This window comes from Changchengzhania lutea, from assembly GCF_006974145.1.
GTDB classification, from domain to species: domain Bacteria; phylum Bacteroidota; class Bacteroidia; order Flavobacteriales; family Flavobacteriaceae; genus Changchengzhania; species Changchengzhania lutea.
This window is the reverse complement of the sequence record NZ_CP039456.1, coordinates 1,883,856-1,906,340: the sequence shown is the minus strand read 5'-3', so window position 1 is coordinate 1,906,340 and position 22,485 is coordinate 1,883,856. Positions and strand designations below refer to the sequence as shown.

Genomic DNA, 22,485 nt, shown 5'->3' with positions numbered 1-22,485 from the left:
TATTTAGTTGACGTCTCTCACATTTGTTTTCACCCAATTCAGGCATGCTTTGAAACTAGTAAAGATATGCTCTTTAGGAATCAAATCAGGAATGATATCAATACGTTCCATCATATACCTAGGTTGCTGTAATAAATTTACAAATAACACATTTATGTCGTCTTTTTTCAAATCAATCAACACGTCTTCCATCGCATAAAGACCTGACTGATCCATGTATTGCATCCGGCCTAATCTAATAATTACCGTATTTGCAGTTTTTGGTATTTGTTTGGCCAATTGTTGAAAATCACTTGTAGACCCAAAAAACAAAGGGCCTTTAACGTGCTTGATAAACACTTCCTCTTTTAAACTTTCAGGGAAGTCAATTTCATCGGCCCAATTTTCTTCCTTAAGAGGTTTCACATCTGATCGCTCTGAAGTTAAGTCGCCTATCTTCTTCATAAACATTAAAGAAGCAATAACTAACCCGATACCTACAGCGTAAACCAAGTCCCAAAAAGTAGAAAGCACCAATACGACAAGCATAATGAGCACCTCTGAGCTTAATTTTAAAGGACCTATCTTCATGTCTTTAGGTAAGCTTGGAATGGCTTTTAAACCTTTATAATCCATAACCCCAATACCAACAGTTATTAAGATCCCAGCCAAAACCGCAGCAGGAATTTTAGACGCTACGGGACCTAACGCTAGCAAAATAAAAAGTAACATGACACCAGCAATCATTCCTGAAAGCTTTGTTTTACCGCCAGCATTAATATTGACTACGGTTCGAATAGTAGCACCAGCACCTGGAATACCACCAAAAAAGGCACCGATACTGTTCCCTATACCTTGCCCAATAAGTTCTTTGTTTGGTAAGTGTTTGGTTTTTGTCATATTATCGGCAACGACACTCGTTAATAATGAATCGATTGCACCTAATAAAGCTAATGAGATAGCGGTAAACACATAAGGTGTAATGCTTGATAATTTAAATGCTGTGATAATTTCCAGCTTAGGAATGGGTAAGCCCGTTGGAATTTCTTCAATAGGTCTATAATCGAGCCCGAAAGCAAATGCCACACCAGATACAACAACTAATGCGACTAGCGCACTTGGTACTTTTGTGGTTACTTTTTTAAACCCGTACACAATGATTATAGTCGCTAGTGCTAAGATAAGCTCTAGCCAATTAATACTTTTAAGTGCTCTTGGCAGCACTTTAAAAGCGCCCAGCACACCCGAAGCTTCATTAGCTGCTAAGGTTTTAGATTCCTTTAAAATGTCGTCTTGTGTTATATTTTGCGCTCTATCTACTGTTTCTTGAAAATCTTCTAAAACCAAAATACCCTCGCCTGCTTCTTCTATTAAAATATTTTCAAGGATTATTTCTTCGGCCTGTGGCTTGTATTGATCGACAAATTCCATGTCTTCTTTAGGATAATATCCTAAAGCAGGCAATACTTGAGTGACCAATATAATGACACCAATAGCTGTCATAAAGCCTGATACCACTGGGTAAGGAATATATTTAATGTATTTACCTAAACCTAATACACCCAAACCGACCTGAAAAAGTCCTGCTAATAAAAATACGGTCAATATCGCTGGAAGTGCTTTATTAATGTCACCGTCATGAGCTGCAATAATACCAGCAATAACCACCATACTTACCGCCGTCATTGGTGCGGTTGGTCCAGAGATCTGGGTTGGTGTACCTCCAAATAAGGCTGCAAAGAAACTTATAAATATAGCGCCATAAAGTCCAGCGCTAGGGCCTAAACCAGATGACACCCCAAATGCTAAGGCTAAAGGAAGGGCTACAATACCCGCTGTGATACCACCAAAAGCATCTCCTTTTATGTTTGAAAAAAGTTTTTTCATTCTTAATTATTATTTTAAAATCTCTAAGTTAATTGATAAATGTTCAAAAAAAAAGCCCTTATCACTGAATTGCTTTTTAATGTGTAAATATCATTAAAAAGTAACGAATGTCATAATATTTAACTGGTCTCTACTTGCTGTTTCAAAAAATTGATTCATATAACCAATCTCAATTCTTACGTTTTTGTTGATATTATAACCTGCTCCTGCGTAAACCCGGTTTCTATCAAAAATAGACGTTTGGGTATTTAGAAATATTTCGTTGTAAGCGGAAAGATAATATTTGCTTTGTTCGTTCTCCTGTGACTTGAAAGGCATTTTTAGCGCTAAAAAGTAACGGAATCGCAATTTAAAATCGTCTTCCACAAAACGTTGTTCAAAACGATAGCGATGACTTAATTTTATGACGCCTATGGTTTGCTGAGATATAAACTGCTGAAAAATACGATGCTCATTTACAGATACCTTATCATCAGAATCACCTAAATAATTTTCTGAGGAAATATAACCGTAACCAAATAAAGCGTTGCTTTTACCTTCATTAAAGGTATAGCCCAAACCTGTTCTTAATAACAATTGCTCTAAATCGCCAATAGCATTATAATTTCGATATTGAACTTCATGATGAATGTTCCACTTCGTATTTAGTTTTTTGTTCCCGAAATAAATTAGCCAATTCCCAAAATTGCTATCTTGAGCTTGTCCAAAAATAGGCAGCAGTAACCCGAGGATTACCGCTGCCACAGTGATTTTCTTTTTTATATAATGTCTTCCCACAGTATCCATTTAAATCTAATAGAACGTGACTTCACCTGAATGAATATCGTACATCGCCCCAATAATCATAATGTCGCCTTCTTTCTCCATTTCTGAAAGTATTGGGCTTTCGGCATGTATCCTGTCAATCGTCAGTTCCACATTCTTTTTGGAAACGGTATCAACAAAATCTAAGTTTTTTGAGTTTCTTAAACTTGCATCTTCTGGTTCTGAAACGGCTTTAACTGCTGGTGTGATTTTTTCAATCAGTTTTGTGAGATTGCCCATTTTAGCATCATCACAAGCGCCCTTTATGGCACCACAACTGGTATGGCCTAAAACTACAATAAGCTTTGTGCCAGCCAATTTACTTGCAAATTCCATACTTCCTAATATGTCTTCATTCACAAAATTTCCGGCTATTCTTACGCTAAAAATATCTCCTAATCCTTGATCGAATACCAATTCTGCTGAGACTCTGGAATCAATACAACTTAAAATAGTTGCAAATGGAAATTGACCTTCACTGGTATCGTTAACCTGCTCTAAAAGGTTTCTGTTTGCTTTTAAATTATTTTGAAATCTTTGATTCCCTTCTTTTAAAAATTGCAACGCCTTTTGCGGTGTCATGGTTGACTGTGTTTCTTTTGTATGTGCTTTCATAATATTTAAAATTTATTATTTATTAATGTTGTTATGATGAGGTTAGGTTTTGCTCTCCAGCAACTATTAGTGAAATATTCAGTCTGCTAATTACCTCATTAAGATCTGAATTTATTAATCCCAATTTTTCCGACTCCTTATTTTCCGTTCTGTTTAAGTACAATAAGTTTACCTTGTTTTTGGACAGATAGTTGTCAATATTCTCAATTGCATTGTCGTTGTGCTCAAATACAAATGCTTTTGTTTTTTCGTCGTTAGCCGCCTTGTAGTCGGGCTTTGATACATTCGAATTTTTGATAATGTTAAACGACTTTATCGGCGTTTGACTATGATGTATCAAATCTTCTGCAAATTCCAGATTAAACGATTCATTCATATCGTTAAGTATCCCTAATGATATTTCCTTATTTGGCTCCAAAGGATTTTTATCGGCAGCTATCATAATCACACCCTTATGTTCTTTAAGAATTAAATGGGTAATGTTATCGCCTATAAAACTAAGTAGTTTCGATTTTCTTTTGCCCAAAACAATTATATCTGGCTTGTGTTCTTTAATGTATCTACTAATTTCACTTTTTACATTACCATAAGAAATTTTATAATTTATCTTTATGCCATAATCTTTATAAATAGGGTCGATTAAATTCTTAATTTCCTTATCCGTTGTAAAATGTTCTTTATTAATAGTACGAATGGCCGATAATTGATTTTCTTTTTTTACTACATCGGTAGGTCTTTTCACATGGAAAAAATCTATATCTCCATCAACCATTTTAGCAAGACTAATAGAGCTTTTTAACGTGGTATTAGTAGCGTTTTTTAAGTCTGAAAGGACTAATATTTTATATTTATTGTTTTTCATAATATTTTGATTTAAGCTGATTTTGGTCTCAATTTAAAGAACTCGATAAAACTTGAAGGGTTTTCAACTATACCGCGTTCTGAAATTAAGTTAATATCAATGTTTTTTCCCTTTGCTTTAAATGCAAAGTCATCTAGAATTTCAATAATATCGTTGTCCAGATATCTCGTTTTTCTTACGTCCAATTCTAAATACGTATCTCTTGGTAAACTATGTAATTCTTTTAAAATAGCCCCTTTATTAAAGAATGTAACCTCTTCCGCTAAAGTCATTTTTATTTTATGCTTTCCATTACTTTTATCTTCAATGTGTAAAAAATGTGAGTTCTGGTAACTTTTAATTAAAATAACCACAATACCAACGGTAAGACCTAAACCTATTCCGTATAAAAGATCTATAAACACAATTCCTAAAACTGTTACCGTAAAAGGGATAAATTGTTTCCAACCCAAATTATACATTGTTTTAAACAATGCTGGTTTTGCTAACTTATAGCCTACAATTAAAAGTACTGCCGCTAATACGGATAGCGGAATCATATTTAACAACCTAGGAATTAATATTACTGAAATCAATAAGAAAAAGCCATGAATTATAGCAGACATTTTTGATATACCTCCAGATTGAATATTAGCCGAACTTCTAACAATTACTTGTGTAATTGGCAACCCGCCTATCATTCCAGAAATAATATTACCGGTTCCCTGTGCCAATAATTCCCTATTGGTTGGAGTGACATTTTTATTGGGGTCTAATTTATCTGTAGCCTCAACACATAAAAGTGTTTCTAAACTCGCGACTAGGGCAATGGTAAAAGCTACAATCCAAACGTCCGGATTTAAAATAGCTGAAAAGTTAGGAAAACTAAATTGCCCTAAAAATGATGCCGCATCTTCCGGTACAGGTACACTCACTAAATGCGATTGGGCAATTGCTAAAGCGTCATTGGATTGAGTTACAACATAGAAAATGATACCAACTACAACAGCTACCAAAGGCCCTTGTACAAGTTGAAAAATTTTGCCTTTTTTTGAAAGCACTTTATCCCAAAGTAACAGAATGCCAAGTCCAATCAAACCAATAAGCGTTGAACCTGGTTTTATATAATTTATAGAATTGATTATTTCTGAAAACGTATTTTCTCCATCTACTTGAAAAAATGTAAAGTTACCATCATACCCGAAAAAATGCGGAATTTGTTTTAGTATGATAATTAGTCCAATCCCAGTTAACATTCCTTTAATTACGGATGACGGAAAGTAGTAGCCAATAATACCCGCTTTTAAAATTCCAAAAAGAATTTGAATAATGCCTCCTAAAACAACGGCCACTAAAAAATTTTCATAACTTCCTAAGGTTGCAATTGCTGCTAATACAATAGCTGCCAAACCTGCAGCAGGCCCACTAACCCCAATTTTGGACCCACTTAATGCGCCAACAATAATTCCGCCAACAATACCTGCAATTAAACCTGAAAATAAGGGAGCGCCACTGGCTAAAGCAATCCCTAAACAAAGTGGTAATGCAACAAAAAACACGACTATACTCGCTGGTAAGTCTTTTTTAATAGTTTTAAACATATATAATAAGTTTTTGCTTTTAGTAAAACACTAAAAGCCGTTAAAATAAATAACTGACTTTGTAAAAAAGTCATTAAACTAGATTATGATATGTGTGTTTCCGGAGGTGGGGAAATAAGATTAAGATGCGGCTTTGGGTAATTTTTAAAACGATACCCCAAATAATTTTCCTTTTCGCTAGAAGTAAAACCTGATTCAACTAAAGCAAATTCTGAAAATAGAATTTCTACATCTTTATTTTTTTCATGTCCTTTATCTTCCTCTTCCGCAGATGCGTAAAACATAGATATATCAATAGAGTCATCAACTATAGAAATTATGGTTGGTGCTGCTAAAAACGCCACAAAGAGTAATGATAATAATATAGAAACAATGTTTCTTGACATGCATTTATTTTTGAATAGCCACAAATATACTATTTAGATTTTATTTTGTTAACTAAAATTTAAAAATTGTTCAACATTTTTATGTCATCAGAAGGTATCCAGCCTGTTTTACCATCGGCAAGCTTAATTTTTTTCCAGTTACTCACGGTATCTAGAACTTGAGCTTTTGTGCCTTCATGTAATCTAAAAACTTCTTCACTTCTGTTATTAGGTTCACTTTTTACTTGACTCTCTTGGGCAAATACAATGGCAGGATTGTTCCTTTTATCTAAACTCTGTTTATTAAATGCCAATACTAAAGTAACACACATTAAAAACAGACATGTCAAACTGACTATAAAAGCCAATCGTTTTTTCAAGGTAGCATGGGCAAAATAGTAACTCAAAAATAAAACGACAAAACCTATAGCGAAGGCTATGGAAAATTTCGCCCAAGTATTAAAACTCGTGATATTGGTAATGCTTTTCACGAGTTTAGAAAATCCCGCATCCGGTATATCGTCTATAGCGTCTACGGTCATGTTTTTAGCAAATGCTAAATTATGTGCAATATCACTATCATTCGGGTTTAGTAGCAGTGCCTTTTCGTAGTAAAAAATACTTGGTGCTATATTATCTAATTTGTAATGGGCGTTGGCCAAATTAAAATATAAGTCTGATGATTGTACATTGGTTTCTAATATGGTCTCGTATTTATCTATAGCTTCGGCATATTTACCTGCATTGTACAAGGTGTTGCCCTGCTCAAATAATACATTGTTTTGAGCAAAACTACCCAGACTTAAAAACAGCCATATTATGTAAATCATGGTTCTCATATCAACGTGCTTGTTTGTCAATTAAAGAAATGGTTTTCGCGGCTTTTTCATAATCCTCTTTCATGGTAACCACGGTGATTGGTGTATAGCGCGCCAATTCACAATTTTCTAATAGACTTTCAAAATCATGAATGACATCAGGTTTTACACCGCGTTCTTTAAGCAGATTTTTAATTATGTCTTTGCTTAAATCACCTGTTTCAATATGTAATTTCGCTTTTAAGTAATTATGCAAGGCTTTTTCTAAAGCGATATAAAACGCCTCTTTATTACCAAGTGCTTTTTTAGCATGACCTAAATATTTCTTAGCCAGTTTATCTGCTTTTCTAATTCTATTTCCATAAACGTCAGCATCCCGGGTTGCTTTTTTCTTTCGGATTACAATGGCCAAAGGAATCAGTAAAAATGGTGTTAATAGCAAGGTCCAAAATGGGGTAGACTGAAAGAAATTTGATTCTGTTTTGCTAATAAAATCAGTTTTGGTTTTAATAAATTTGAATTGATCACTATTTAAAACTACAGCTTGCTTGTTTCCATTTGAAGCTATATTACCAGCAAAAGTATCGCCATTGGTCGGTCCCTCCATAACATTAATTATGATTTCTTGGGACGACAATCTTTTATAGGTTTCAGTTTCTAAATCGAAATATGAAAAGGAGATACTCGGTATAGGATACTTGCCTTTAAATTGGGGAACAACAGTATAGGTGTCTGAGATCCGCCCTTGCATTCCCGATAGATTTGTTGACACATTTTCTTCATGTTCAGGCTCATACACTTCCAAAGAACTCGGTAGTGAGATTTTAGGAAGATTGAATAATTTAAGATTGCCTTTCCCCGTGACTTCTACTTTAGCTTGCAAAGACTCCGAGGCATCAAGTACTTGTTTCGAAGTAAACACATTAAAGTTGAAATCGCCCACAGCGCCTGAAAAATCTGCCGGTTTTCCTTTCTCTGGTAATGGTTTTACCGTAATGGTCCGGTTGCCCGCGGAAACCGTTTTATTTACCGAAGTCATCAATCTGCTCCCAAATATATCACGCCGGTTTGTTGGTACTTGTACGGTTATGTCTAAACTTAAAGGTTCAATATTTAACTTACCTGTTTTTTGGGGATATAATACGACTTTTTGCAACACCACATAACGATACTCTTCCCCTTTATAAGAGCCATTCTGAATTTTTTGGGTTTTCATCTCGATATTCTGACTCCAAAAATCATTGAATCTCGGATTGTCAATGGGGCGCCAATTACTCACTCCAGTATTAGGAGATACGTAAAGTTTATATACTACGGTTATGGCTTCATTTAAATACGGATCGCCTTTTGAAACCTCAGCTACCAAATGAATATTCTCTGAAGCAATATAACTAGGATCATTAGGATCCTTAGGTTTATCAACGGCCTCGGTGACCTGAATTTTAAGAGGGAGTGTTTTGTAAGTTTCACCGTCAATGGTAATGCTTGCTTGTTTAACAGTGAATGTACCGCGCCCTTTGGGCGCTAAAAAGTAACTGTATGTTTTTTTATAGGACCGTACACCATTAATCCATGAATTACTAACGGATTGATTAGGGCCACCAACCACTGTAAATCCTGCAAAATCTGGTGGGTTAAAATTGTCGCCATCTTGGTTCATTTCAAAATCAATACGGAGTCTTTCGTTAACCCCCAGCGATTTCTTACTGACTTTGGCTTCGAATTTTACCTGCGCAGTGCCTATACTCGTGACAAGTATGAGGAGAATTACCGATATGTATTTAATAAGCTTCATAGCCCTTTCTGTCCTTCGGTCATCTTTCCCAAAAGGAAAGAAACATTTTCTTTATTGATTTTTGATTCTCTGTTCTAAACTTTTACCAATCTTTTTCGGTTTTTACTTTTACGCCTTTTTGCTTTTCAGCGTTCATTTTTTCCTGAACTTTCTGCTCTTGATTGTTCATGGCCTCTAAAAGACTTTTAATTTGCTGAGGCGAGAGTTGCCCTGGTTGCGGCTTGGGCTGCTGTTGCTCCTTTTTTTCTTCATCGCCCTGTTTGCCCTTGTCTTCTTTCTCATCTTTTGGTTTGCCTTCTTCATCTTTCTCATCTTCACCTTCCTTTTTATCTTCGTCGCCTTCGTCCTTTTTATCGTCTTTTTCGTCGCCGTCTTTGTCTTTCTTTTCGTTATCGTCCTTTTTCTCTTCGTCCTCCTTATTCTTGTCCTTCTTGTCGTCGTCCTTTTGATCATCCTGCTGATCCTTTTGTTGTTCAGCACATTCTTTTGCCAAACCCAAATTATAGCGGGTTTCATCATCGGCAGGATTGTTTCTCAATGCGCTTTTAAAGGCTTCAACAGCTTCCTTGCACTTTTTATTCTTCATTAAAATATTCCCCATATTATGGAATGCCTTATGCTTTTCAGATTTATCTGTGGTGGTCTTTGCTGCTTGCTGGTGTCGGTATAATGCTTCGTCAAAATTTCCTTTTTCATAATAGGAATTCCCCAAATTATAAATTCCAGCCACGGTTTGTGGTTGCTCTGAAATAGCTTTTCTATACGCCATTTCTGCCTCGATAAACGCATCTTCATCAACTAAGGTGTTGCCATCATATACGTAATTATTGGCTTTTTTTGCAGCCAACAACGCTTCTTTTTGTTGTGCAAACCCGTTTGACACAAAAACTAACACTATAATTAAAACTATCCTTTTCATTTTTATTCGCTTCTAAATTCTAATATAGAAAAACGTATTGTTTTTCTTCGTTAAGAATTTTATAAAATATCCTTCTTTTCTCGTTCCTAAAAATTTTCATTAAATAAATTCAGCTTTTTCAACCAAGCTGTTTTACGTTCCAATAAAAATATATCCAACAGTAAAAAGAAAATCCCAAAACCTAAAAACCATTGAAACTGATCTTTAAAATCGGCAAACTGTTTGGCTTCAAATTCGGTTTTATCCATACCATTTAAAATCCCTCTAATATTTTCAATAACCTCATTTGTGTTTTTTCCGTTTATGTATACCCCGTTGGCTTCATTGGCTATATTTTTTAGAGTTTCCTCATTTAAGCGTGTTATCACCGTTTCACCTTGATTGTCTTTTTTATAATTCAAAATAACCCCGTTTCGCTTTTCTGGTATAGGGCCGCCTTTAACATCGCCTACGCCAATAGTGAAAATCCGGATGCCTTCTTCGTGCGCTTCTTCAGCTACGGCTACCGCTTCTTCACTATGATCTTCACCATCTGATATGATGATAAGTACCCTGTTGGTTTGTTCTTCATCATCAAAATAGGTTTTAGCCAATTTAATGGCTTCATTAATTGCGGTACCCTGAGAGGACAGCATATCGGTATTCATGCTTTGCAGAAACATTTTTGCAGAAGCATAGTCTGTGGTAATAGGTAACTGCGGAAAAGCTTTACCGGCATAGGCAATAATACCCACCCTGTCACTCGCCAAATTATTGATGATTTGAGTAATTAACTGTTTTGACTTTTCAAGACGATTGGGTGCTATATCTTCGGCCAACATACTTTTAGAAACATCTAATGCGAAAACAATATCGACCCCTTCCCGTTTTACTGTTTCTAATTTCGTGCCAATTTTTGGATTAACTAAGGCTATTGCGAAACAGGCAAAGGCTAAACTCAAAACAACAACTTTTAAAACAGGTTTGAAGTTTGACCTATTTGGGCTCAGTCGTTTCAATAGTCTTTTATCTGCAAATTTATTTTGCTTTCTGTGTTTCCAATACTGAAGCGCTAAAAACCATAGGATTATTACTGGGATAATAACCAGTGCCCAAAACCATATTTTCTCTTCTAATTGATACATTACAGTTTATGTGTTTTTCGTGGATTTGTTTAATTGTTTTGCCACGAATTTTTTTATTTCTAAATTAACTTTATTTGGAATTTCATCATTTTCAAGCCAAGTATGTACATGTCCTAAATAATCCATTCCTAAATAATTAGCCGATTGAACAAAGGGCATGGTAAATCCATCAAATATTTCATGATCGGAACCACAACTTATAACTGACATTTTTTTACCCCTTAATAATCTTCCAAATTCTTTTTCAATTTTTAAAAAATCTGAAATTCTATCCAGAAAAACTTTTAATATACCACTCATAGTATACCAGTAAATAGGTGTAGCAAAAATGATAATTTCATAATTGCTTACTATGTGCTTAAACAAGCTATTAAAATCGTCATTCTGATTATTAAATTCATAATCGAAATGCCCAATAGTCTTTTTATTTAAATCTATTATATCAAACCCTAATTCTTCATTCACAAAAGATACGATCAAAGATGTGTTACCGTTGCTTCTACTACTTGCTTGAACAATAACTCCCTTTTTCATTTACACAAAACTTCTAAAAAGAGTGAATCTTAAAATCAGTTCTAAAAGCAATAAAAAACCAGCTAAAATAACCAGCCCCCTATACTTTTCTTCATAATTATAGAACTTAAATTCCTCTATTTCTGTTTTTTCGAGTTTATTGATCTCATTATAGATTTCTTCCAACTTTTTGTTATTTGTGGCCCTGAAATATTTACCGCCCGTAACATCTGCTATTTCCTTTAATAAGGCTTCATCAATCTCTACTTGAGCACGCCCGTATTGAAATTTTCCATTAGGCAAAATCCCAATAGGTGATAATGCCATACCATTTGTACCTAAACCAATGGTGTAGGCTTTAATGCCATATTCGACAGCTAATTCACTGGCAATTTTAGGGTCTATAAAACCAGAGTTATTAACGCCATCCGTTAATAAGATAATCACCTTACTTGTCGCTTTGCTGTCTTTTAAACGGTTTACCGAAGTGGCCAATCCCATACCAATGGCGGTTCCTCCTTCAATAATGGTATTATATTTTATACTTTTTAAAGAGCGCAGTACGATAGCTTTATCGCTTGTAATCGGTGTTTTTGTATAGCTTTCCCCAGCATATTCTACCAAACCAATTCTGTCATTTGGACGCCCCTTAATAAACTCCGCCGCTACTTTTTTTAGAGCCTCTAATCTATTAGGAACCAAATCTTTAGCCAACATACTTGCCGATACATCTATGGCCATAACGATATCAATACCGCGCGTTGTTTTTGTTTTTGAAGACACATCAATTGTTTGTGGTCTGGCCAAGGCTGTGATTAAAAGTGCCAAGGCTATTAATCGGAGCACAAATAACAGATGCTTTAGTTTTGGCAACCAGGAACTAGTAAGCTTAAACCCTTTTAAGCTAGACATCTTAAGTTCGGCAGTTTGCCGTTTAAAACTAAGCATATACCAAGCCATTGCTAATGGTAAAAGTAGCAATAGCCAAAAGAATTCTTTATTTACAAATTCTATCCCTTCAAACATTATTCTTCTAGTTTTTTAAGTTCAATAGAATTTTGAATGCGTTCAATCATTTGCTTTGCATAAACATCATCTTCACGCCACGACAAAATGATTTGCTGCAATACATTTTCTGAAGTAAAACTGAAAATAACATAATTCCCTTTTTCAAATGTACCGGCATTCACAGAAGGAAAATCTGCATTACCATAGGTTTTTAAACCTTCCGCACCATTTGGTGTTGTAAATTTTTCGTTTTGAACAACCATATTCTGAATGCCTTTTTGTTCCCACATTTTTAAATTGGCTTCTACCGATTGCTGTAAGTCGATTTTATTTTCTCCTAAATTTTTAAAATGTGATGTCGCCACAACAATACTGAATCGTTCTAATAAACTACCATATCCAAACATGGTGACATCTGCTTGTTCTAAAACTTCATTAGGCAGTTCTAGATTCAATCGTTTTAAAACTTTTGGAGTTGAAATGGTTATTGGTGGCACGCCATATTCACTGGTTACCCAATCACCTTCAAGAAGTTCTATGCTATCATGTCCAATAATAGTGTCCTTGACATAACTGAAACCGTATTTAATAGAGAAGCCTATAAAAACCATAATAAGCAAAGCGATACCGATTATAACTGTCAAAATGGTTTTATTACGTTTCTTCTTACGCTCTTGTTCTTCTTTATATTTTATGTTTTGCAATTTCTCTTCTTCTGTAGGTTCTGGTAAGGCTTCCTTAACATGGTCAATCTCAATATCAATAGTATTTCTATCTATTTTAGCGAGTTCTACATCTGGGGCAGATTTTGCAAATTTTACCAAATCGGCACGTTTTAAGATACTTTCTAAGTTTCTAATATCTTCTTTGCTTAAATCGACCTGATTCCCCGCTTTTAATAAATTAAGTCTGTTAATAAGTTCATCTGTGGTACTCTCTAGCGCACGATCATATACTTTTTCATCTAAATATTTTCGAATGATAAAGGTAAGTTCGGAATAGTAATCCTTTAAAGCTTCGTTTTCGAGATAGTTGCTTTCATCCAACTTTCTTAAAGCTAATTTGGCTCTGTCATACGGCGGTAATAAAGCTATTTGTTCTTCTTCGGTTAAAGGCTTTTTTCGCCAAATAAACCAATAGATTAAAAATCCTAAAACGCCTATAATTAATAACGCTAACAACACATATTTCCACCAATCGCTCCCTGTTTTTTCAACTTCAATAATGGGTTTTATATCGTACAAACCTTGTTTGGTTGAATCGACTAAAATATTGCGTACCTCAACTTGAAGAGAGTCCGTAAAAAACGTTTTGCTTCCAATAATAATTTTTTGCCTCGGAATAGTATACCGACCAGAATCAAATTGCGTTAATCCATACCTCTTTATAAGGTTGAATTTGTCCTTGTTTTTTAAAGTATCTATATCATAGGATTCAATCATTTCCAAGGGCACAAAAGTTTGCCCTTCGGGGAAAACGACTAAAGCTGTTGAATCTGCTTCTACTTGAATGTGGTAGGTAATCTGTTCTCCTATTTTTATGGAAGTGGGATCGATTGAAGATGTAACTTGTGAAAATGAGAAAAGAGAGAAAAGAAAAAAGACCAAGAAAAAAATGACAGAAGCCCGAAAACTGAAGACTGCTGACTTCATTTCAATATTCACGTTATAATTAAACTTCAAACTTCTCACTTTTAACTTTTAACTTTTAACTAAGATTAACCTCTTCTTTTAAAATAACCCAAAAGCTTTTTTACGTAACTTTCATCAACACGACAATCTATGGCACCTGCGCCTGATTTCGTAAAACTCTCTTTATAATAATTCACTTTATCGTGATAAAACTTACTGTAATTGCGTCGTACTGTTTTTGAGGAAGTATTGACCAACATTAATTCGCCAGTTTCTTCATCCTCCATTTCTACCATTCCTAAATTCGGGACGGCCTCTTCATGTTTGTCATAAACCCGTATTCCGGTAACATCGTGCTTCTTGGCAACAATTTTCATGGTTTGGTGGTAATCGTCTGCTATAAAATCAGACAATACAAATACAATGGCTTTTTTCTTCATGACATTTTGCATGAATTTTAAGGCTTCAGCGATATTCGTTTTTTTACTTTCTGGTTGAAACTCTATTAATTCACGGATGATTCGCAACACGTGTGATCGCCCTTTTTTTGGTGGGATATACAGTTCAATTTTATCTGTAAATAAAATCAACCCTATTTTATCATTATTCTGGGTCGCCGAAAAGGCTAAGGTTGCCGCTATTTCTGTGACCACTTCGTTTTTAAATTGCTCCTCGGTGCCAAATAATTCAGAACCAGAAATATCTACTATGAGCATCATAGTAAGTTCCCGCTCCTCCTCAAAAACTTTGACATAAGGCTCATTGTAGCGCGCCGTCACATTCCAGTCTATGTTTCTTACGTCGTCTCCAAATTGATACTGACGTACTTCACTAAAAGTCATACCACGACCTTTGAAGGTAGAATGGTATTCCCCTCCAAAAATATGATCAGACAAACGGCGCGTCTTGATCTCAATTTTTCGTACTTTTTTTAGTAATTCTTTAGTATCCATAAGCCCCCTAACCCCCAAAGGGGGAATTGATTGCGGTTAAAATGTTAATTTTGAAAAACAGTGTTACGCATGATATTGTTTTAAGCCCTCTTAACCCCTAATTGAGTGCGAGTGTGCCCCCTTTTGGGGTTAGGGGCTTTTTTATGGTACTTCAATTTCGTTTATAATTTTAGCTATAATATCTTCAGATGTGACATTTTCAGCCTCAGCTTCATAAGTAATTCCTATTCTGTGCCTTAATACATCGTAAACCACGGCACGAACATCTTCTGGGATTACATACCCTCTTCGCTTAATAAAGGCGTAGCATTTCGCTGCTGTTGCTAAATTTATACTTCCACGAGGAGACGCACCAAAAGAGATTAGTGGTTTTAAATCGGCAAGTTTATATTTCTCTGGATACCGTGTTGCAAAAATAATATCTAAAATGTACTTCTCAATTTTTTCGTCCATGTACACCTCACGTACAGCCTCTTGAGCTTTCAAAATTTGCGATACCGAAACTACCGGGTTTACTTTATCCCAAGCGCCTTTTAAATTGGCACGCATAATAAGTTGTTCCTCATCCAATTTTGGGTAATCGATAACCGTTTTCAACATAAAACGGTCTACCTGTGCTTCTGGCAAAGGATAAGTACCCTCTTGCTCAACTGGGTTTTGGGTAGCCATAACTAAAAATGGCTTGTCCAAAATAAAAGTTTCATCACCAATAGTGACTTGCTTTTCCTGCATGGCTTCTAATAATGCCGATTGCACTTTTGCTGGTGCACGGTTAATCTCATCTGCCAGCACAAAGTTTGCAAAAATAGGCCCTTTTTTGATAGAGAAATCATTAAGCTTCATATTGTAAATTAATGTTCCGGTCACATCTGCAGGTAATAAATCCGGTGTAAATTGAATCCTGCTAAAGCTGCCATGCACAGCTTGTGCTAAGGTATTAATCGCCAAGGTTTTTGCTAAACCTGGAACACCTTCCAACAAAATATGCCCTTGACCCAACAGACCAATAAGTAAACGCTCCACCATATGTTTCTGGCCAACGATCACTTTGTTCATTTCTAGCATGAGTAAATCGACAAAAGCGCTTTCTCTTTCAATCTTCTCGTTAATTGTCTTAATATCAATTGTACCTGTCTCTTCCATTATTTTTTATTTTTAAGCTCTCGAATATACTCCTCATATTTGAGCCATGCAAATTGTTAAAATTTTTCATTAATCCTTGTTAAAGAATGGTTAAAAAAATTGGTGAAACGCCTTTATTTAAAGCTTTAACGAATAATTATGATAAGTAAATCATAATTGCAATTTTTAATTAAAAAATAAAGCGCAACATCTTTCGATATTACGCTTTATTTTTAAAATCTAGGTTTTATTATTCCAATACTAATGTCGCATTTATAACTTCTTCTTCAGCTGGTTCTAAAGTAATCATAAATTCCTGTGGGGCATAGCCTTCTGCACTTATTGTTACTGTATAATCACCTGGCACAAGGTTTTCTATTATATACATGCCATTACCGTCTGCTTCAACACTTGTTGAAGCCGTATCATTAATAGATATTGTAGCAACAAGTCCGTCACCTAGCCCATAGATCGTCCCACTAATGGAAGCTGTTTTAAACATAAGCTCAATGGGGTTTGTAATTGTAGTGATTTCACCAATAGAAACCGTTACATCCATAGCGCTTCCATATGAGTAATCTGAATCTTCATCAATTGGTTTTGCCGTCACTTCATAGGTTCCTGCTGGAGCGCCCCATAATGCAAACTCGCCCGTAGTTTCATCAGTATATGCACTAATTACAAAATCGTCATCAGTTTCAGGAGTTCCTTTATCATCAACCAAAACAGAAACCATCGATGGAACATCGTTTGGTGAAACCGTCCCTTCAATAATTCCAGAACTAGCTTCAGCGCTTACATAAAGCACAGGTTTTAAAATAATATTTCCTGAGTTACCGGCATGTACGATTGATTTTTCAACATCAAAATCCAATACAAAATCGTAGGTGTACCCTTCTTCAATTAAAGTATTTACTTTAAGTTTTAAACCTGATTGTTGTGCACTTGGAGTTTTTAAATCGAATTCTTCGTCTTCATTATTTTCATCTTTAATAACAATGGTGTTTCCATCACCTAAAACTAGCCTCATTTGGCTTAAAGTTCCTGCTGGTATTGGAAATCGTTCTACTAATACTTTGCTTATGCCTCCTGTAAAGTCTAATAAGTTTACGATTTCGTTATTAGCCTCAAGAGACATCCAACCTGAACCGTCATCGCTGTCATTATCCATTTTAATCATAACATCAACAATTTCAACATTAACCGCTTCATAATCTCCAGGGCCATCAACGAGCCTTATACTTAATCTAGGCGCATCTTTACTGATACTACTAGATTCGCTATCATTACAAGACATTAAAAAGGTTAGGAATACTAATGGGAAAATAAATTTAATCTTTCTTAAAATACTCATTTTATATTTTTTAAAGTTTATATGAGTATATACGTGATAAAATGGTTTGTAGATTATAAACTTACTATTGAACCCATAAAACAATTAATTTTCAATACTATATTTTTAAACTAGTTTTGAGTATTTTTATAGGTGAATTACAAGAATAAAACCCCTTTTAATGACAAAAACTGCTCTTATTACTGGTGCTACAAGTGGTATAGGACATGCAACAGCCTATGAATTTGCAAAACACGGCATTAAACTCGTGCTTTGCGGAAGGCGCTCTAGCAGATTAGACACTATACAGAAAGCTTTAGAAAAACATACTGACGTGCACACCCTAAATTTTGATGTACGCGATAAACGTGGCACTTTTGAAGCGATAGATTCGCTGCCAGAACAATTCAAAAAAATTGATATTTTAATTAATAATGCCGGTAACGCTCATGGATTGGATCCGATCCAAACAGGACGTATTGATGATTGGGATGCGATGATGGACATCAATGTAAAAGGGCTGTTATATGTAAGCAAGGCCATTATCCCTCAAATGACGGCTAGACAGTCTGGACATATTATCAATATTGGATCCTCGGCAGGTAAGGAAGTATACCCTAAAGGCAATGTGTATTGTGCTAGCAAACATGCTGTTTTGGCTATTACTGAAGGCATGCGAATTGATCTAAACCCCTTTGGAATTAAAGTGAGTGCCATCAACCCAGGTTTGGTAGAAACGGAGTTCTCAAAAGTACGCTTTAAAGGCGATGCTAAAGCAGATGCTGTTTACAAAGGATTTAAAGCCCTACAAGCTGAAGACATTGCCGATGTTATTTATTTTACCGTAACGCGTCCGGCACACGTAAATATTGCAGATGTATTGGTTTTTCCAACGGCTCAGGCGAGTTCAACAATTGTTAAAAAAGAATTTTAAACCAAAAACAATAAGATTCCTGCTTTCGCAGGAATGAATGTTATGATTAACAAACGCCTACTTATAAAACATCTATTAGCTCACAATGATGAGAACAGTTTTTATGATAAAAAGCGAAAAATAGATATTAGTCAAAAAGAAGGAAAAGCCAAATTTTTAAAACACGTGTGCGCGCTATCTAATAGCAATCCAAAAAACAACTCGTATATCGTAATTGGAGTAGAAGATGAAGACAACAGAATTGATGGTGTGGATTTTTTTGACGACAGTAAAATTCAAAATCTTATAAATGCCTATTTAACCCATCCGCCCATAGTTCAGTATGAGAATATTCCATTTCCACATTTGCCCGACAACAAGGTTGTTGGTTTGGTGACTATTAGGCCAACAGGTAAAATAACTTCTCTGCGAAAAAACATTTGGAAATATTACGGTGGTTCGGTGTTTTTCAGGGATGGGAGCACCAGCATGCCCAAGGTGTTTGATATTGAGATAAAAGATGTGAACTCCAAAATTGTGGAAGCCATCGAAAACAATGCGCAAAACAATATTGAGCACACCCTGAACGGCGTTTTTGACTTTATGAATGCCCGACAAAATTTTAATGCACAATATAAAGTCTTTAAGGAATATTTTGTGGTGTGTTGGGCGGGCCAAAAAAAAATGGTTAAAAATGATGCATTTTTTTCTCGTGTAGATATTGAATTAATAAATGAGCAAGTACGTTTATTCTTTTCGGCCTTAGATGAAGTGTCCATCGAATTTGACGAGGATAGCTTTAAGATTATTGAATATGTAAATTTAGGTCTTCAAAAAGCCTTTAAATATTATCCTTTAGAAGAAACTATCATTCGGTTTGGAGACAACGCTACTTATAATATTGATACCAAACTATTATTCGAAGCGCCGCAATTTGATAAAAGGGTGTTGCATCATATTTACAATGCTAACAATATTATTGTAGAGAAGCTTAAAAAAGGATTATCGCTAACAAAGGCTGAAGAAATCGATTTAAAAAATCTTCCCGTCACGTATTTAATATGCTATCTAAATTTGTTTCATGAAGCTATTGATAAATTCCATGAAGCAAAACCGTATTTAAAAAATTATAGCGAAGAATTATATATTCTCTACAAGGAAGCTGCACGCGTACTCAGAAAAGTGAAATATAGCTAAAAAAGCTATAAACTTAACCTTAATTTAATCGATAGAGCACATTTATTTAAATTGAATGCCACATCTTTGCATTGCTATTAATCTTTTCAAGATATAAACCTTGCTTCTCCCGAACAACTCGGCATTGAAGTGAGGTTTTTTTTATTATATAAAGTCTAATGACTTAAATGACCTATTTAATATTTTAGCATCATCTACCACAAGCCATTTGTTTAATACCGTGGCGTAAATATTTCTAAGCACTATTTGAATTTTAAAGACTCATTCTCTTCTAAAATAATTTAATGAAAACGTGAAAAACCCGCTTCACAAATGAAGCGGTTTTTTATTTAGAATATGATTATTAAATCTACAAATCGAACTTAATACCTTGTGCTAAAGGCAACTCGGTAGTGTAATTAATCGTGTTTGTTTGTCTTCTCATATATACTTTCCATGCATCACTTCCAGACTCACGGCCGCCACCAGTATCTTTTTCACCTCCAAAAGCACCTCCAATTTCTGCGCCAGATGTTCCTATATTTACATTAGCAATACCACAGTCTGATCCCTGAACGGATAAGAATCGTTCTGCTTCACGTAAATTGTTGGTCATAATTGCAGAAGATAAACCTTGAGCCACTTCATTTTGAATAGCTATAGCATTTTCAACATCGCCAGAATATTTTAATAAATATAAAACTGGTGCAAATGTTTCGTGTTGCACAATCTTATATTCTGGTTTCGCCTCAGCAATAGCTGGTTTTACATAGCAGCCACTTTCGTAACCTTCACCAGACATCACACCACCTTCGACAATAATTTGTCCGCCCTCTTCAACAACTTGCTCTAAGGCATGATTATACATATTAACGGCGTCCTTATCTATTAACGGGCCTACGTGATTATTTTCATCTAACGGGTTTCCAATACGCAATTGCTTGTAAGCATCTACAACCGCTTTTTTAACTTGGTCATAGATACTTTCATGAATAATCAATCTACGGGTTGACGTACAACGTTGTCCAGCTGTTCCTACTGCTCCAAAAACAGCGCCTATAACAGTCATTTTTATATCGGCGTCCGGCGTTACTATAATGGCATTGTTTCCTCCTAATTCCAATAATGATTTTCCTAAACGTCCCGCTACCGCTTGTGCTACAATCTTGCCCATTCTGGTAGAACCTGTTGCCGAAATTAAAGGCACGCGTTTATCTTTAGTCATAAACTCACCCACTCTGTAATCACCATTTATCAAACAAGAAATACCTTCAGGTAAATTGTTTTCAGCAAATACTTCAGCGGCAATGTTTTGACAAGCAATTCCACACATCGGTGTTTTTTCACTTGGTTTCCATATACATACATCACCACAAACCCAAGCTAAAGCGGTATTCCATGCCCAAACAGCAACAGGAAAGTTGAATGCTGAAATGATGCCAACAGCACCCAATGGATGATACTGCTCGTACATTCTGTGTCCTGGACGCTCACTATGCATGGTTAAACCATGGAGTTGACGCGATAAACCAACGGCAAAATCGCAAATATCAATCATCTCCTGAACTTCGCCCAAACCTTCTTGATAGCTCTTACCCATTTCATAAGACACTAATTTACCAAGGGCTTCCTTTTTTTCTCTAAGTTTATCACCAAACTGACGCACAATTTCTCCTCTTAAGGGTGCCGGCATCGTTCTCCAAGTTTTAAAAGCCGAAGTAGCCGCTTTCATCACTTCCTCATAATCGGCAGCTGTGGTAGTTTTTACTTTACCAATCAAAGTGCCATCTACAGGTGAAAAACTTTCGATGACCGATCCGTTGGAAAAATTATTTGAACCCGTTGATGTGCCTTCATTTATATCCTTTACACCTAAAGTTTTAAGTGCTGTGTTTATACCAAAATTGGTAGCAACTGTTTGCATAATTATTGATTTAATATTTGAATTGAATTTGACTGCGAATATAGCAATAAAAAGTTGTTTTTATTGAAGTTTGGTGATGATAAAACGCTTAAATTTAATGCGCAATGAAATTTGAATTCATATGAAAAAAATCATCTTACTAGTCATTCTTTCATTTCTATTTACAGCTTGTAAAGAAGACACAACTATGATCTCCGAACCTCCCGAAAAAATGGAGAAGGCCGCGGAATTTTCTATTATCATTCACGGTGGTGCTGGTACTATTTTAAGAGAAAATTTGTCCCCCGAAAACGAAGCGCTCTATAAAACAACACTGGAAAAAGCTATTAAAGTAGGGCATCGCATTTTAAAACATGGAGGGAGCAGTTTAGATGCCGTAGAAAAAACAATAAACGTGCTTGAAGATTCGCCCATTTTTAATGCAGGTAAAGGTGCTGTTTTTACGCACGAAGGTACTAATGAACATGATGCCTCTATAATGGATGGCAGCAATTTGAATGCCGGTGCTTCGGCAGGAACTAAAACTGTAAAAAATCCCATAAACCTAGCTAGAGCGGTCATGGAGCATTCGCCTCATGTGATGCTTTCTGGAACTGGGGCTGAAACATTCGCTAAAGAACAAGGTTTAGAGCTGGTTGACCCAAATTATTTTTACACCGAAAAACGCATGAAGTCTTTAGAACGGGTCAAAGCTTCAGAAAAAAATAAGGTGGCTTCTTTTTATGATGAGGACATTCAAAATTCTAAATATGGTACCGTAGGTTGTGCGGCTTTAGACAAATTTGGAAATTTAGCTGCGGGCACCTCAACTGGCGGGATGACCAATAAGCGATGGGGACGCATTGGCGATGCCCCTATAATTGGAGCTGGCACTTACGCTAATAATAAAACCTGTGCCATTTCAAGTACTGGTTGGGGTGAGTATTTTATTCGCGGTATGGTGGCTTATGATATATCGGCACTCATGGAGTACCGCGAATTATCTTTACGAGAGGCCGCAAAAGAAGTGATTCAAACTAAACTGAAAAACCTTGGGGGTACTGGAGGAATAATAGGTATAGATAAAAAAGGTAATATGGTTATGGAATTTAATACCGCAGGCATGTACCGCGCAACCATGGACGAGACTGGCGCTCTATACGTTGGTATATTTAAAGATTAATC

At 35.6% G+C, this 22,485-nt stretch carries 20 protein-coding genes; 3 read left to right on the top strand and 17 right to left on the bottom strand.

Features of this window, described 5'->3' with window-relative positions; translation table 11 throughout:
* Window positions 1-3 precede the first annotated feature (3 nt).
* From FAF07_RS08770 to FAF07_RS08695, 16 genes are all read right to left on the bottom strand, one after another.
* The gene (locus tag FAF07_RS08770) at window positions 4-1,866 is read right to left on the bottom strand and encodes a SulP family inorganic anion transporter (RefSeq protein WP_142784750.1); all 1,863 of its coding nucleotides are present in this window, start codon (window positions 1,864-1,866) and stop codon (window positions 4-6) included.
* Window positions 1,867-1,959: 93 nt separating this feature from the next.
* Entirely contained in the window at window positions 1,960-2,652 is a 693-nt protein-coding gene (locus FAF07_RS08765) for a DUF2490 domain-containing protein (RefSeq protein ID WP_142784749.1), read from the bottom strand.
* Between the two features lie 6 nt (window positions 2,653-2,658).
* The gene (locus tag FAF07_RS08760; protein ID WP_142784748.1) at window positions 2,659-3,285 is read right to left on the bottom strand and encodes a carbonic anhydrase family protein; all 627 of its coding nucleotides are present in this window, start codon (window positions 3,283-3,285) and stop codon (window positions 2,659-2,661) included.
* A 31-nt stretch (window positions 3,286-3,316) separates the two neighbouring features.
* A complete protein-coding gene (locus FAF07_RS08755) occupies window positions 3,317-4,147 on the bottom strand; it encodes a universal stress protein (protein WP_142784747.1) in 831 nt (276 codons plus the stop codon).
* 11 nt (window positions 4,148-4,158) lie between these two features.
* Window positions 4,159-5,727, bottom strand: coding sequence for a SulP family inorganic anion transporter (locus tag FAF07_RS08750; protein ID WP_142784746.1), 1,569 nt, complete (start codon window positions 5,725-5,727; stop codon window positions 4,159-4,161).
* A gap of 83 nt (window positions 5,728-5,810) precedes the next feature.
* On the bottom strand, window positions 5,811-6,113 hold the full coding sequence (locus FAF07_RS08745) for a hypothetical protein (protein ID WP_142784745.1): 303 nt from the start codon (window positions 6,111-6,113) through the stop codon (window positions 5,811-5,813).
* Window positions 6,114-6,172: 59 nt separating this feature from the next.
* The gene (locus tag FAF07_RS08740) at window positions 6,173-6,922 is read right to left on the bottom strand and encodes a tetratricopeptide repeat protein (protein ID WP_317130347.1); all 750 of its coding nucleotides are present in this window, start codon (window positions 6,920-6,922) and stop codon (window positions 6,173-6,175) included.
* 10 nt (window positions 6,923-6,932) lie between these two features.
* Window positions 6,933-8,705: a BatD family protein gene (locus tag FAF07_RS08735; protein ID WP_142784743.1), complete on the bottom strand. Its 1,773-nt coding sequence runs from the start codon at window positions 8,703-8,705 to the stop codon at window positions 6,933-6,935.
* Between the two features lie 82 nt (window positions 8,706-8,787).
* A complete protein-coding gene (locus FAF07_RS08730) occupies window positions 8,788-9,624 on the bottom strand; it encodes a tetratricopeptide repeat protein (RefSeq protein WP_142784742.1) in 837 nt (278 codons plus the stop codon).
* Between the two features lie 86 nt (window positions 9,625-9,710).
* Window positions 9,711-10,748, bottom strand: a complete 1,038-nt coding sequence (locus FAF07_RS08725) for a vWA domain-containing protein (RefSeq protein ID WP_142784741.1) — start codon at window positions 10,746-10,748, stop codon at window positions 9,711-9,713.
* Window positions 10,749-10,754: 6 nt separating this feature from the next.
* Window positions 10,755-11,282: a flavodoxin family protein gene (locus tag FAF07_RS08720; protein ID WP_142784740.1), complete on the bottom strand. Its 528-nt coding sequence runs from the start codon at window positions 11,280-11,282 to the stop codon at window positions 10,755-10,757.
* Entirely contained in the window at window positions 11,283-12,287 is a 1,005-nt protein-coding gene (locus FAF07_RS08715) for a vWA domain-containing protein (RefSeq protein WP_142784739.1), read from the bottom strand.
* On the bottom strand, window positions 12,287-13,921 hold the full coding sequence (locus FAF07_RS08710; RefSeq protein WP_142784738.1) for a BatD family protein: 1,635 nt from the start codon (window positions 13,919-13,921) through the stop codon (window positions 12,287-12,289). The genes FAF07_RS08715 and FAF07_RS08710 overlap by 1 nt, the downstream gene beginning before the upstream one ends.
* Window positions 13,922-13,986: 65 nt before the next feature.
* Window positions 13,987-14,853: a DUF58 domain-containing protein gene (locus tag FAF07_RS08705; protein WP_142784737.1), complete on the bottom strand. Its 867-nt coding sequence runs from the start codon at window positions 14,851-14,853 to the stop codon at window positions 13,987-13,989.
* A gap of 141 nt (window positions 14,854-14,994) precedes the next feature.
* A complete protein-coding gene (locus tag FAF07_RS08700) occupies window positions 14,995-15,996 on the bottom strand; it encodes an AAA family ATPase (RefSeq protein ID WP_142784736.1) in 1,002 nt (333 codons plus the stop codon).
* Between the two features lie 229 nt (window positions 15,997-16,225).
* Window positions 16,226-17,329: a DUF4382 domain-containing protein gene (locus FAF07_RS08695; protein WP_142784735.1), complete on the bottom strand. Its 1,104-nt coding sequence runs from the start codon at window positions 17,327-17,329 to the stop codon at window positions 16,226-16,228.
* Between the two features lie 160 nt (window positions 17,330-17,489).
* On the opposite strand from FAF07_RS08695, the gene FAF07_RS08690 reads away from it, so the two are divergent.
* Complete coding sequence (locus FAF07_RS08690) at window positions 17,490-18,242, top strand: SDR family NAD(P)-dependent oxidoreductase (RefSeq protein ID WP_142784734.1); 753 nt, start codon at window positions 17,490-17,492, stop codon at window positions 18,240-18,242.
* 42 nt (window positions 18,243-18,284) lie between these two features.
* Window positions 18,285-19,418: an ATP-binding protein gene (locus FAF07_RS08685; protein ID WP_142784733.1), complete on the top strand. Its 1,134-nt coding sequence runs from the start codon at window positions 18,285-18,287 to the stop codon at window positions 19,416-19,418.
* A gap of 349 nt (window positions 19,419-19,767) precedes the next feature.
* On the opposite strand, the gene amaB is transcribed toward FAF07_RS08685, so the two are convergent.
* Entirely contained in the window at window positions 19,768-21,321 is a 1,554-nt protein-coding gene (gene amaB, locus FAF07_RS08680) for an L-piperidine-6-carboxylate dehydrogenase (protein WP_142784732.1), read from the bottom strand.
* Window positions 21,322-21,442: 121 nt separating this feature from the next.
* Here amaB and FAF07_RS08675 point away from each other — a divergent pair, with 121 nt between their 5' ends.
* Complete coding sequence (locus tag FAF07_RS08675; RefSeq protein ID WP_142784731.1) at window positions 21,443-22,483, top strand: isoaspartyl peptidase/L-asparaginase family protein; 1,041 nt, start codon at window positions 21,443-21,445, stop codon at window positions 22,481-22,483.
* Window positions 22,484-22,485 lie beyond the last annotated feature (2 nt).